Below are 11,462 nucleotides of genomic sequence, written 5' to 3'. Positions count from 1 at the left end.
TTAGAGAAGTAAAACGCAGAACCTCTTCGTTTTCAAATACGTTTAGAAACGCGGAGCCGACAGCGGCAGAATCATGGCTTCGAGCCTTCGCCGTCTGCTGGAACCGATGCTTAAGTTAACACGACCGCGACCGCGCCGTATCGTCAGTTCCCGGCCCAGACGTCCGCGGCGGCGAGGACGCGCGTCCCGGCCGGCCGCTTCACGAACTCGCCGAGGTCGCGGCCGACCAGGTCGCCGACGCCGCGCTGGGCCGCCACGTCGAGCAGCCGCTGGTCGACGGTCCCGTCGACGACGACGGCGTGCGGCGCGGGCTCGGCGCCCTCGACCGCGTCGAACGCCTCGCCGGCGTCGACCTCGTCGAGGACCTCGAACTCGTCGCCGAGGAGCCGCGCGCGGCCCGTCGCCCCGTCGACGACCTCGCTGACGTGCGCCCCCATCGACCGCGGCTCGTCGGACCCGTCGTCGGCCGCGTCGCCTTCCCCGTCGTCACTCCCGTCGGACTCCGGCTCCGCGGCCGACCGGGGATCCGCATCTTCGGCCGACTCGGCGTCCGCTCCGTCCGACAAGCCGTCGTCGGACTCCTCCGCCAACCCGGCGTCCGATTCATCGGTCGCCCCGTCGTCCGCCTCGTCAGCCGGTTCGGAGTCCGAGTCGTCGACCGGCTCCGACACGGGGTCGGCGGCCGCGTCGGGCTCGACGGCCGACGCCGCGTCCGCGTCGGGCGTCGAGTCGGGATCGTCTGTCGGCGTCGACGCCGGCCCAGTGGCCTCGCCCGCGCCGTCGGAGGGGGACGGGTCGCGGGGAGACGGGTCGCGGCTCTCGGCCGCCGCGTCGCCGTCGTCCGGGTCCGTCGACTCGGCCTCCGGATCGGGTGACCGGGTCGTTCGGGTCGACGGGCCGGTCGAGCCGCCGCCGGCGTCGCCCGGCACCGCGCCGCCGTCGCCGACGCGGGCGACCGAGCCGGAGCCGTCGCCGGCCTCCTCGTCGCTGGCGGCCGCGCGGAGGTCGGCGGCGTCCGCGAGGCTGGCGTACGGCACCTTCCCGCGGAGCGCCTCGAAGACGGCGTCGCGGTCGAGGTCCTCGACCGACTCGCCGGGCGGCGCGAACGCGACGTAGTCGACCTCGCCGACCTGCGCGAGCTCGCGGAGGATGAGTTCGCCCCCGCGGTCGCCGTCGAGGAACGCGGTGACGGTCCGGTCGGCGGTCAGGTCGGCGACCGCCTCGGGGACGTTCGTCCCCTCGACCGCGACGGCGTTCTTGATCCCGCAGTCGAGCAGCGTGAGCACGTCGGCGCGCCCCTCGACGATGATGACGGCGTCGGAGTCGCCGACGCGCGGCCCGGCCGGGAGCCCCTCGTAGTCGACGATGCCCTCGACGCGCGCGGCGTCGCGCACCTCGTCTAACACGTCGCTGCTCGCGAGGCTCGTCTCCTCGAAGCCGCCGGCGATCAGCTCCTTGGCGCGCTCGACGACCTCGCGGCGCTTGGCCGCCCGCACGTCCTCGATGCTCGTCACCTCCACGGAGGCGTGACAGGGTCCGATGCGGTCTATCGTCTCCAGCGCGGCCGCTAGGATGGCGGTCTCGACCTTGTCCAGGCTCGACGCGACGGTGACCTCGCCGAACGACTGGCCGTTCTCGGACTCGACGGAGACGTCGATCCGGCCGACGCGCGAGGACTCCTGGAGGTCGCGGAGGTCCAACTCGTCGCCGAGCAGACCCTCCGTCTGGCCGAACACCGCCCCGACGACGTCGCTCCGCTCGACGACGCCGTCGGCCGCGATGGTGGCGTGTATCAGGTATTTCTCTGTGTCTTTCATGATGGGTGAATGGTGATGTCGGGCGGTAGCGCCCGTCCGTGTATGGTTGCGCTCCTCGCGGAAAATAGCTATCGCACGCTCCTCCTCCGGCGCCGACTATTGAAGAAAATTTCTCTACGAAATGTATATCCGAATCTGTTCGATGGTTCTTTGTATCTATAGAAACACTATTCTCTCACATGACGCGATCACGGAGCGATCTCGTGTGGATACCGACGTTCGCGGTCCTCGTGGCCTTCGCGGTGCCGTGGCCCCTGTGGGGCGTCGACCGCGTCGTCGCGGGGCTGCCGGTGTGGATCTGGTGGCACGTGGCGTGGCTCGGGCTGTGTACGGCCCTGTTCGCGCTGTTCGTCCGGAGCGGCGCGTGGGAGCGCGGGATGGGGCGACGACCGGGGCGCGACGTCGCCGGCGGCGACGCGTCGGCGCCCGCCGACGGTGATCGCCGATGACGCTGGGGCTCTCGCTCGGCGTCGTCGTCGGGTACCTCGTCGCCGCGCTCGCGCTCGGGCTGGTCGCCTACCGCGTCTCGGAGTCGACGGCGGAGGACTACTACCTCGCGAACCGGTCGATCGGCACGCTCGTGCTGCTGTTCACGACGTTCGCCACCCTGCTGTCGGCGTTCACCTTCTTCGGCGGGCCGAACCTCGCGTACGCGGCCGGCCCGGAGTGGCTGATCGTGATGGGCACCCTCGACGGCGTGCTGTTCGCGGTGCTGTGGTACGTGATCGGCTACAAGCAGTGGCTGATCGGCGCCCGCAACGGCTACGTGACGCTCGGCGAGATGCTCGGCGACCGGTTCGGCTCGACCGGGCTGCGCGCGCTGGTCGCCGGCGTCAGCCTCCTCTGGCTGTTCCCGTACGTCATGCTCCAGCAGATGGGCGCCGGCGAGGCGCTCGTGGGGCTCACGGACGGCGCGGTGCCCTACTGGGGCGGCGCGGCGCTGATCACGGCGTTCATGATCCTCTACGTCGCCGTCGCCGGCCTGCGCGGCGTGGCGTGGACCGACACGCTCCAGGGGCTGTTCATGCTCTCCGTCGTCTGGATCGCCGCCGCGTGGCTGGTCTCGGCGCTCGGCGGCGTCGGCGCCGCGACCGAGGGGATGCTGGCCGCCAGGCCCGAGTTCGGGGGCTTCGGCGGCGGGACGTACACGCCCGGGTTCATCATCTCGACGGCGATCACCATCGCGTTCGGCGTGACGATGTTCCCGCAGATCAACCAGCGGTTCTTCGTCGCGAAGTCGGCCGCGACGCTGAAGCGGTCGTTCGCGCTGTGGCCCGTGCTCGTCCTCCTGCTGTTCCTCCCCGCGTTCATGCTCGGCGCGTGGGCGGCCGGGACGCCGGTGACGGTCCCCGAGAACGCGAACGTGCTCCCGGTCGTGCTCGGCGAGTACACCCCGGCGTGGTTCACGGCGCTCGTTATCGCCGGCGCGATGGCCGCGATGATGTCCTCGTCCGACTCGATGCTCCTGTCGGGGTCGTCGTACTTCACACGGGACCTGTACCGGCCCGTGGTGAACGCCGACGCCTCCGAGCGCCGCGAGGCGTGGGTCGCGCGCGTCGGCGTCGCCGGGTTCGCGGCGCTCGCGTTCGTCGCCAGCCTGTTCCGCCCCGGGACGCTGGTCGAGGTCGGCGACACCGCGTTCTCCGGGTTCGCGCTGCTCGCGCTCCCCGTGATATGCGCGCTCTACTGGCCGCGGACGACGCGTACGGGCATGCTCGCCGGCGTCGCGGTCCCGCAGGCCGCGTACCTCGCGGTCGTGCTGTCGGCGGTCGTCGGCGCCGTCCCGACGCTGCCCCGGACCGTCGCGGGCGGCTGGGACGTGGCGCTCGGGCTGATGGCGCTGTCGGCCGTCCTCACCGTCGGCGTCTCGCTGCTCACCGCGCCGACCGAGGAGGAGGACGCCTCGCGGTTCGCGGTGGCGGGCGACTGAGCCCGGGATCGACGGCCGGTCGGGCGGGCGGCCTCTCGCCCGCCGACCTCACTCCGCTCGCAGGAACCGGAGCGTCTTCTCGTCGGGCCCGTCGTAGTAGCGGTCCAGCGCGGTCCCGAAGGGTTCGGACCCGTCCGCGACCGCGTCGAACAGCGTCATCGACGACCGGAACTTCAGGTCGTCCGGCGACCCGAACACCTCGCGGGCGGTCCGCCCGTCGATCCCGTTGACGATCGCCGTACACTCCCGCAGCCGCGCCCCGAGCGTCGGGTGCGCGAGGTACGCGACCGCCTCCTCCCGGGACCCGATCGCGTAGCGCCGCGAGGTCCGGCTGCTCCCTAACCCCTCGACCTGCGGGAACACGAACCACATCCAGTGACCGCGCTTCCGCCCCGACCGCAGCTCCCGCTTGGCCGACTCGATCACGCCCTCTTGCGCGTCGAGGAAGCGTTCGAGGTCGTGCGGGTCGTCTGCCGACATGTCGTCGGTGAGCGTCGGTGCGATCGGTGATAAATCCCCGCGCTCATCCGTCTCGTCGCGTCGGATTCCCCGAAAGTCAAAAGCCGGTCTGTCCCCGAATACGGGTATGAACGAGCCCGGCACCGAGGGCGTGCTGCTGGACCAGGCGACGCTCCGCGATCGGCTCGACGACGCGCCGCCGTGGCTCCGCGAGCACTACCGCACGTTCCGGGAGTCGATGCTGGGCGAGCGCGACGGGTCGCCGTTCCCCTGCTACTTCGGCATCGAGGTCGAACGGGAGGGCGACCTCCTGTACGCCGCCTGCGAGTCGACGACGGACCCCGCCGCGCTCCTTCGGCTGCGCGACGTGCTCGTCGAGTACCTGGAGACGTACCCCGACCACGCCGACCGCGCGCCGCTCGCGGTGTTCTTCAGGCCGCCGGACGGCGAGCGCGGCGAGGCGCACTACCACGAGCGGCTCTGGCACGTGCTGGAGTTCCTCCACGTCCACGACCCGGAGCCGTGGCCCGACGACATCCCGACCGACCCGGACACGCCCCGCTGGGAGTTCTGCTTCGGCGGCGAGCCGCTGTTCCCCACGTCGCGGGCGCCGTTCTACGACGAGCGGAAGAGCCGGTACTCGCCGGTCGGGCTGGAGATCACCTTCCAGCCGCGCGCCGTCTTCGAGGGGATCACCGCCGACACCGAGGCCGGCGAGCACGCCCGCGAGGCGATCCGCGACCGCATGGGCGACTACGACGGCGTCTGCCCCCACGCCGACCTCGGCGACTGGGGCGCCGAGGGCGACCGCGAGTGGAAGCAGTACCTGTTCCGCGAGGACGCCGCCGAGAGCCCCGACGCCTGCCCGCTCGACCCGACGCGCGAGCACCCGAAAGCGCCCGAGTCGCTCCTCGAACCGGGCGCGTGGCAGCGGTTCGCCGGGGCGGTCGCGGCCGACCGCGACGCGCCCGCCACCTCGGGGCTCGGCGATGACTGACCGCGACGACGCCGTCCTCCTCCTCGTCGACTTTCAGACCGGCTTCGACGAGCCGGGGTGGGGCGAGCGCAACAACCCCGACGCCGAGGCCGCCGCGGCCGCGCTCCTCGACCGCTGGCGCGACGCCGACCGCCCCGTCGCGCACGTCCGGCACGCCTCGACGGAGCCGGACTCGCCGCTCCGCCCCGACGCCCCCGGCTTCGCGTGGAAGCCGGAGACCGCGCCCGTCGAGGGCGAGCCCGCCTTCGAGAAGTCGGTCAACGGCGCGTTCCTCGACTCCGGGCTCGACGCGTGGCTCCGCGGGGAAGGGTACGGGTCGCTCGTCGTCTGCGGGCTGACCACCGACCACTGCGTCTCGACGACGACGCGCGAGGCCGAGAACCGCGGCTACGACGTGCGCGTGGTCGCCGACGCGACGGCGACCCACGCCCGCGAGGCGCCCGACGGCGAGCGGATCGACCCCGAGATCTCCCACCGCGTCGCGCTCGCGCACCTGGACGGCGAGTTCGCGACGGTCGTCGAGAGCGCCGACCTGCTCGCGGACTGACCGAAAGCCCATCCCGCTCCGGCGAGAAGCCTCCACGTGTTCCGCCACGCGCCGCGGTGCCCGGACTGCGGGAGCCGGTTCCTCGTGCGGAAGATCCGGATGGCGGGCGGCCACGTGCCGCCCCCCTCGGACCTCACCGTCTACCGCTGCTACCGCTGTTTCGCGAAGTTCACCGAGGAGGAGGCGGCGGGACTCGACGACGGCGGCGACGAGACCGACCGCGACCGCGGAACCGACGGGGCCGCCGGGGATCCGGCGGCGACGGACCCGGTCCGCGTCGTCGACGTCGACCTCGCGGTCTCGCCGGCCGGCGGGAAGCGCGCCGTCGATCGCTTCGCGCTCACCCTCCGCAACGACGGCGCCGAACCGGTCCGCGTGTCGCGCGCCGAACTCTCCTTTCCGGACGGCGAGGAGTCGGTCGCGTCCGTGGACCCGGTCGTTCTCGCCCCCGACGAGACGGCGACCGTCGCGGTCGCCCGCGACTGGCTCTACCCCGAGCAGGACGCGGTGACGGTCCGGTTCGTCGGGGACGGTGGCGCGGTCGGGTCGGTTCGGCTGACCGACCTCGACTGAGCGCGCCGTTCGTCGTCGACTGATCGCGCCGTCCGGCGCCAACCCGCCCGACCCGACCGCCGTCAGTCGTCGTCGGCCGCCTCCGCGGCGGCCGCGTCGGCCTCGCCGCCGCCCGCGCGCTCGGCGGCGTTCGCGAACATGCCGCGGCGAGTGGTGTACAGGAAGTACGCGCCGAGCCCGAGGAACCCGAGGACGTTCGAGGCCGCGACCGCCCAGAAGACGGCCTCGACGCCCCAGCCGAGCCCCGGCGTCACGGTGACGCCGAACGCGCCGACGGTCGTCGCGACCGGGACGGCCGCGACCGCGATCGGGAACCGGACCGCCCAGTACTTGACCAGGTCCGCGACGAAGGAGGTCCGGGTGCGGGAGGCGCCGTTGAACCCGGCCAACAGCGTGTAGGTGCCGCCGAGCGCCCAGTAGGAGGCGCCGAGGATCCGGAGGTAGGTGACCGCGAGGCCGCGCCCGGTCGCGGTGAGGTCGGGCGCGAGGAGGTCCGCGATCCCGCCGGCGAACAGGAACTGGAGGGCGCCGAGCGCGAGGAACCCCGCGACGACCATCCCGGTGCCGACAGTCGTTGTGCGGTGGGCGCGCTCGGGGGCGTCCGCGCCGAGGTTCTGTCCGATCATCGACTGGGCGGCCTGTTGCATCCCGAGCGCCGGGACGATCGCGAGCGTCGCCACCCGGGCGCCGACCGTGTACGCCGCGACGCCCGCCGCGCCGCCGGCGACCGCCACGAGGCCGACGACGAGGACGCGGACCAGTTCGCTCACCCCGCGCTGGCCGCCGAGCGGGAGGCCGACGGAGACGACCTCGCGGACGGTCGCGGCGTCGAACGCGAACGCCTCGCGGGTGAGCCGGAAGGTGTCGCGGCCGATCCCCGCGGCGTACCCGAGGACCCACAGGAGGCCGGCGACGCCCGCGAGCGCGGTGCCGAGGGCGGCGCCCGCGACGCCGAGCTCGGGCGCCGGGCCGACGCCGAAGATGAGGACCGGCGCGGCGACGGCGTTGACGAGGACGCCCACGAGGGTCACGTGGAACACCGCGCGGGTGTCGCCGTACGCCGTGAAGCAGTTCTCGACGGTGTCGCCGACCGCGCCGACCGGGAGGACGGCGGTCACGATCGCGAGGTACGTCGCGGTCGCGCCGGCGAGCGCGGGGTCGGCGCCGAGCAGCGCCGCGACCTCGTCGGCGTAGGCGACCACCGGGAGCGCGACTGCCGCGGTGACGGCGAGCGCGACCAGCGCGCCGTTGACCGCGACCCGGCGCGCGCCCGCCTCGTCGCCGTCGCCGGCGCGCTGCGAGACGAGGATCTGGGTGCCGACCGCGCCGATCACGACCGTCGCGCCGAGCAGCGACTGGACCGGGAGGCTGAGCCCGACGGCGGCGACCGCGTCCTCGCCGACCCGCCCGAGCCAGAACGTGTCGACCAGCGCGTTGGCGACGTAGACGACGTTCTGCGCGACGAGCGGCGCGGCGAGAGCGAGCAGCACCCGCCCGACCGGCCCGTCGGTGATCGCCTCGCGGTCGACGTCCAGCATCGAATCGTTACGGTATTGGAAGGGGATAATAAAAGTGTGCTGGTCGTGAACACGACTCTCGAATCGAGGCGCGGTCCGCCGGTTCGATCCGGGGCGGCGAGCGGTCGACCGCCCCGCGCCGGGGCAGGACTCCGGTGAGAGGCGAGTCGGGGGACCGGCGCGCCCGTCCGGCCCGGCGAGCGCACCGTCTCGCCCCCGCACGCGGTCGCCCGGCGCCCGCGAAGGGAAACCTCTTAATGGACTACACACGGAGTTCGTGGTATATGAGCAACGGCGACGACGACCCGGCCGACGCCTCCGAGGAGGCCGAGGCCGCGGACGACGGCGGGGACGCCGACGAGTCGACGGAGACGGCCGCCCCGACGCTCCCCGATGACGCGACCGAGGAGTCCCTGAACGAGTACCTCGACGAGATCGCCGACCGGCTCGAGGCCGCCGAGACGGAGGCCGCCCTCGACGACGTCGAGGCGCTCTTAGACGACGCGGCGGCCGGCATCGAGGACGCGGACCTCCCCGAGCCGGACGAGGACGACGAGGACGCCGACGACCCCCGCGGCGACCTCGAGGACCGCGTCGCGGAGCTCCGCGACGGCGTCGCCGACGCCCGCGGCCCCTACGGCGAGGACGTCGCCGACGCGATTGAGGCCGCGTCCGGGACGGTCGCGGACACCGAGTGGACCGAGGCGGGCCACGACGACGTCGCGGCCGCCGTCACGTCGTTCGTCGACGAGGCCGCCGACGCGATCGACGACGCCGCTCCCGACGCGATCGACGAGGCGGAGGAGGACCCCGAGGCGCTCTTGGCGGAGCCCGCGGACGACGAAGAGGCCGACGCCGCGGAGCCGATCCCCGTCGATCAGCTCACCGCCGCGCTCGACGCCGTCGCCGCGGCGGTCGTCGAGGCCGGCTTCGACGCGGACGACGACGCGGACGTGATCGCGGCGCTGCTCGCGGCGACCGACGACCTGGAGGCCGCCCTCGAGGACGCCGAGGAGTGGGACGACCTCGAGACCCACGAGCAGCTCCGCGCGCAGGGGTACTACGACGTGCTCGGCCACTACAAGGACTTCCCGGTCGAGTGGGCCGCGCTGAAGGAGCACGAGGCGCGGGGCAACGTCGACATGATCCTGCTCGCGCTCGACTCGCTCCAGTCCGAGTTCATGGAGCGCCACTGCCTGGAGGCGTTCGAGCGGATGGGCAAGCGCGGCAAGACCGAGGCGTCCGTCGAGGAGATCCTCGGCCGCGCCGAGAAGCGCGACCGGCCCGCGATCCGGATCCTCGGGAAGATGGCCGCCGAGGAAGCGACCGATACCCTGATCGAGTACGTCGACGAGGACTCGAACCCGCAGCTCCAGAAGGCGGTGTTCAAGGCGCTCGGGGAAATCGGCGCCGCCGAGGCCGTCCAGCCGCTCGCGAACCAGCTCGACCCCGACGGCGACACCGACGAGCTCGTCCGCCCCCACGCGGCCCGCGCGCTCGGGCTGATCGGCGACACCCGTGCGGTCGACCCGCTCGCCGACGCGCTCGAAGCGCACCCGTCCGACGACGTTCGCGCCGCCGCCGGCTGGGCGCTCCGGCAGATCGGCACCCGCGAGGCGCTCGAAGCGGTCGCCGAGTACGCCGACGAGCGCTCCTTCGTCGTCTCGACCGAGGGCGAAAAGGCGCGCGACGCGCTCGACGACGGCGCCGAGCCCGCGCCGACCGCCTGACGCGGCCCGCCCCTCGGCCGACCCTTCTTATCCGAAGCCGGGGCGAGGCCCGGCGTGTCGTTCGTTTCATCTCCTTCCGCAGGCGACGCGACGGCGAGCGTCGCCGCCGTCGCGCTCGCGCTGCTCGCTCTCGCGGCCCTCGTCCCGGTCGCGGCCGCGGGCGGCGCCGGACCCGGGTCGCCGGGCGCCGCCGTCGACTCCGGCGGTGCCGCCGACCGGTCGAACGGGAGCGCGGCGAACGTGACGCTCGTCTCGACGACGCCGCGGATCGTCGAGCTGTTCCCGAACCCGGCGGCCGCGGAGAACCGCGGCGAGTACCTCGTCGTCCGGCTCCCCGAGCGCGGCGACTGGTCGCTCTCGGACGGCCACCACGAGGCCGAGATCCCGGCGAACGCCAGCGGCGTCGTCGCCCTCTCGATGGACCCCGCGAACGCGACGCCGCTGCTCGCCGACGAGACCGCGGCCCCGGGCAACGGCGGCACCGGGGACCCGACGCTCCGCGCGCTCGACGACCACTTCCCGCTCGCCGCGTCCGGCGACCGGATCGAGCTCCGCCGCAACGGGACCGCAGTCGCCGTGGTCGCGTACGACCGCGCGCCTGAGGGACACCGGTGGCGCGCCGACTGGGGGGAGTGGCGCCCGCGCGGCTACGACCCCCGCTCGCCGAAGTCGACCGCGGACGCCGCCGTGACCCCCTTCGTCCTCCCGGACAGCCCCGGGATGCCCGTCGAACCGCTCCGGGCCGCGGACGAGCGGCTGTTCGTGGCCGGCTACACGCTGACCTCGGAGCGGGTCGCCGACGCGCTCGTCGCGGCCGCCGACCGCGGCGTGCGGGTCCGGGTGCTGCTGGAGGGGTCGCCGGTCGGCGGGTTCCCGGCCCGGAGCGCGGCGCTGATCGACCGGCTGACGGCCGCCGGCGTCGCCGTCCGGATCCTCGACGGCGAGGTCGAGCGGTTCCGGTTCCACCACCCGAAGTACGCGGTCGCCGACGACCGCGCCGTCGTCCTCACGGAGAACTGGAAGCCGTCCGGCACGGGCGGGCACGGCAACCGCGGGTGGGGCGTCCTCGTCGGGGGCGACCGCGGCGCCTCGGGCGAGACCGACGCCGGTCTCGGGAGCGGTAGCGACCGGAGCGCGGCGGTCGCCGACGACCTCGCGGAACTGTTCCTAGCCGACTTCGAGGCGCGCGACGCGCGACCCTGGCGCGCCTTCCGCGCCGACACGGAGTTCCACGACGGCGGCCGCGCGAACGGCTCCTACCCGACGCGGTTCGAGGCGCCCGCGGCGCCGTCGACGGCCGACGTGACCGTCCTGACGGCGCCGGGCAACGCGGCCGACCGGATCGTCGCCCGGATCGACGCCGCCGACGAGCGCGTGCTCGCGGTCGTGCCGCGGGTCGGCGGGCCGAACGACCGGATCGTCCGCGCGCTCCGGCGCGCCGCGGACCGCGGGGTCGACGTCCACCTGCTGCTCTCGGACGCCTGGTACGACCGCGAGGCGAACCGGAACCTCTCCGATGCGCTCGCCGACGAACCGATCGCGGTCGACCTCGCGGCGCCGCGTGGCCGGTTCGGGAAGGTCCACGCGAAGGGGCTCGTCGTCGACGACGCGGCGGTCGTCGGCAGCCTCAACTGGAACCCGAGCGCGGCGACGAACAACCGGGAGGTGCTGCTCGCGATAGAGAGCGAGCCGGTCGCGGACTTCTACGCCCGCGCGTACGCCGCGGACTGGCGCGGCGGCGGGGTCCAGCTCCCGGTCGGCTTCGCCGCCGGGTTCGGCGTCGCGCTCGCCGCGGCCGGCGCCGTCGCTCGGCGGGAGATCGCGTTCGGCTGAGAAGCGGTGTCGGGGCGAGCGGTCGCCCGGCCGGGGACCGCCCCGAGAGGTCGCGGCGC

Annotated in this window: 10 protein-coding genes and 1 pseudogene; 8 read left to right on the top strand and 3 right to left on the bottom strand. The window is 73.8% G+C overall.

The annotated features are described in order from the left end of the window. Positions 1–119, top strand: a pseudogene (locus DVK05_RS17560) (IS6 family transposase); the annotation flags it as partial. Positions 120–143: 24 nt separating this feature from the next. On the opposite strand, the gene dnaG reads toward DVK05_RS17560, so the two are convergent. Continuing rightward, the gene (dnaG, locus tag DVK05_RS08560; RefSeq protein ID WP_121562950.1) at positions 144–1,817 is read right to left on the bottom strand and encodes a DNA primase DnaG; all 1,674 of its coding nucleotides are present in this window, start codon (positions 1,815–1,817) and stop codon (positions 144–146) included. Between the two features lie 179 nt (positions 1,818–1,996). Between dnaG and DVK05_RS08555 the strand changes: the two genes are divergently transcribed. Both DVK05_RS08555 and DVK05_RS08550 read left to right on the top strand, forming a co-directional pair. Beyond that, entirely contained in the window at positions 1,997–2,266 is a 270-nt protein-coding gene (locus DVK05_RS08555) for a DUF3311 domain-containing protein (RefSeq protein ID WP_121562949.1), read from the top strand. After that, positions 2,263–3,747 (top strand): sodium:solute symporter, encoded by a 1,485-nt coding sequence (locus DVK05_RS08550; RefSeq protein ID WP_121562948.1) that lies wholly within the window; start codon positions 2,263–2,265, stop codon positions 3,745–3,747. The genes DVK05_RS08555 and DVK05_RS08550 overlap by 4 nt, the downstream gene beginning before the upstream one ends. 48 nt (positions 3,748–3,795) lie before the next feature. Here the strand turns inward: DVK05_RS08550 and DVK05_RS08545 are convergent, their stop codons facing one another. Beyond that, complete coding sequence (locus tag DVK05_RS08545; protein WP_121562947.1) at positions 3,796–4,227, bottom strand: DUF1810 domain-containing protein; 432 nt, start codon at positions 4,225–4,227, stop codon at positions 3,796–3,798. Between the two features lie 106 nt (positions 4,228–4,333). Here DVK05_RS08545 and DVK05_RS08540 point away from each other — a divergent pair, with 106 nt between their 5' ends. From DVK05_RS08540 to DVK05_RS08530, 3 genes are read left to right on the top strand one after another with little or no spacing between them, the layout of a single operon-like run. Next, entirely contained in the window at positions 4,334–5,203 is an 870-nt protein-coding gene (locus tag DVK05_RS08540) for a YqcI/YcgG family protein (RefSeq protein ID WP_121562946.1), read from the top strand. Beyond that, positions 5,196–5,750, top strand: a complete 555-nt coding sequence (locus tag DVK05_RS08535) for a cysteine hydrolase family protein (protein ID WP_121562945.1) — start codon at positions 5,196–5,198, stop codon at positions 5,748–5,750. Before DVK05_RS08540 ends, DVK05_RS08535 begins: the two co-directional genes overlap by 8 nt. Positions 5,751–5,786: 36 nt before the next feature. Then, positions 5,787–6,323, top strand: a complete 537-nt coding sequence (locus DVK05_RS08530) for a hypothetical protein (RefSeq protein WP_121562944.1) — start codon at positions 5,787–5,789, stop codon at positions 6,321–6,323. Between the two features lie 62 nt (positions 6,324–6,385). Here DVK05_RS08530 and DVK05_RS08525 read toward each other — a convergent pair whose 3' ends face one another. Beyond that, positions 6,386–7,861, bottom strand: a complete 1,476-nt coding sequence (locus DVK05_RS08525) for an MATE family efflux transporter (RefSeq protein ID WP_121562943.1) — start codon at positions 7,859–7,861, stop codon at positions 6,386–6,388. A gap of 263 nt (positions 7,862–8,124) precedes the next feature. On the opposite strand from DVK05_RS08525, the gene DVK05_RS08520 reads away from it, so the two are divergent. Next, on the top strand, positions 8,125–9,570 hold the full coding sequence (locus DVK05_RS08520; RefSeq protein WP_121562942.1) for a HEAT repeat domain-containing protein: 1,446 nt from the start codon (positions 8,125–8,127) through the stop codon (positions 9,568–9,570). A 54-nt stretch (positions 9,571–9,624) separates the two neighbouring features. Then, the gene (locus DVK05_RS08515; protein WP_199712298.1) at positions 9,625–11,403 is read left to right on the top strand and encodes a phospholipase D-like domain-containing protein; all 1,779 of its coding nucleotides are present in this window, start codon (positions 9,625–9,627) and stop codon (positions 11,401–11,403) included. Positions 11,404–11,462: the final 59 nt, after the last annotated feature.

Origin of the sequence: Halorubrum sp. Atlit-8R, from assembly GCF_003666025.1 — an archaeon.
In the GTDB taxonomy this organism is placed as follows: domain Archaea; phylum Halobacteriota; class Halobacteria; order Halobacteriales; family Haloferacaceae; genus Halorubrum; species Halorubrum salinarum.
Note: the sequence above shows the minus strand (reverse complement) of the source record. Positions and strands in the feature narration are given on the sequence as shown.